Origin of the sequence: Faecalibacterium sp. Marseille-Q4164 (assembly GCF_017377545.1) — a bacterium.
Taxonomy (GTDB): Bacteria; Bacillota; Clostridia; order Oscillospirales; family Ruminococcaceae; genus Faecalibacterium; species Faecalibacterium duncaniae.
Map to the genome: position 1 here is coordinate 1 of NZ_JAFREJ010000051.1, position 874 is coordinate 874.

At 49.9% G+C, this 874-nt stretch carries 3 protein-coding genes; all 3 read left to right on the forward strand.

What is annotated here, in order from left to right:
* Positions 1-44 precede the first annotated feature (44 nt).
* From J3352_RS14165 to J3352_RS14175, 3 genes are read left to right on the forward strand one after another with little or no spacing between them, the layout of a single operon-like run.
* Positions 45-326, forward strand: coding sequence for a type II toxin-antitoxin system RelB/DinJ family antitoxin (locus J3352_RS14165; RefSeq protein WP_005948237.1), 282 nt, complete (start codon positions 45-47; stop codon positions 324-326).
* Positions 319-591 carry a type II toxin-antitoxin system YafQ family toxin gene (locus J3352_RS14170; RefSeq protein WP_207700532.1) on the forward strand — a complete coding sequence of 91 codons (273 nt, stop codon included), beginning with the start codon at positions 319-321 and terminating at the stop codon, positions 589-591. The genes J3352_RS14165 and J3352_RS14170 overlap by 8 nt, the downstream gene beginning before the upstream one ends.
* A gap of 18 nt (positions 592-609) precedes the next feature.
* Positions 610-858 (forward strand): hypothetical protein, encoded by a 249-nt coding sequence (locus J3352_RS14175; protein WP_207700533.1) that lies wholly within the window; start codon positions 610-612, stop codon positions 856-858.
* Positions 859-874: the final 16 nt, after the last annotated feature.

Below are 874 nucleotides of genomic sequence, written 5' to 3' on the forward strand. Positions count from 1 at the left end.
AAGATATACAATGGATATAATAAGAGCGAAAGGAGTTGCTATCTATGGCAAATACAAATATTAACATTCGTATGGACGCGGATTTGAAGCGGCAGTTTGAGGCGTTCTGTGCTGATATGGGAATGACAATGACAACGGCGTTCAATGTTTTTGCGCGTAAGGCGGTGCGGGAGTATAGAATACCCTTTGAAATCAGCGGCGATGTGCCGAACGCTGAAACCGTCGAAGCAATCAAGGAAGTAAAGAGAATGAAGGCCGATCCGAGCCTCGGCAAGACCTATTCCAATGTCGATCAGATGATGGAGGAGCTGCTTGCCGATGTATAACATAAGACCAACCACAAAATTTCAGAAGGATTTGAAGCGCGTGAAAAAACGCGGCTTTGATATTTCTTTGCTGACGGATATTATTAAAAAGCTGGCGGCGGGGGAGCCGTTGCCGGAGAAGAACAGGGATCATCCACTTTCCGGGGACTATGCGGGGTGTCGTGAGTGCCACATTACGCCGGATTGGTTGCTGATCTACGAAGTGGACGGGGACGAGCTGATTTTATATCTTACCCGGACAGGCTCGCATAGTGATTTATTTTAGGGGAAGGAGGAAAGGTCTATGAGCTGGGATAAAGAGAGGATCGCGCAGATACAGCTTCCCAATCCGGCGGACAGTGATCCGCACCCTCGGCTGCTCCTGGAAGGGCGCGGCATACACGCAGGAGAAGGATTTACAGCTTTGTTTCCCGATGGCTGGCACGAGATTACCCTTGAAGTAGCCTGGGAGCCGACAGGCCCCGCTTGCTGGTACATATCTACGCCTGGTTTTAAGGGTGTGTGTCCTGTGGGCCTGTTCGTGAAGGTATGAAAACAATCCGGCAGAT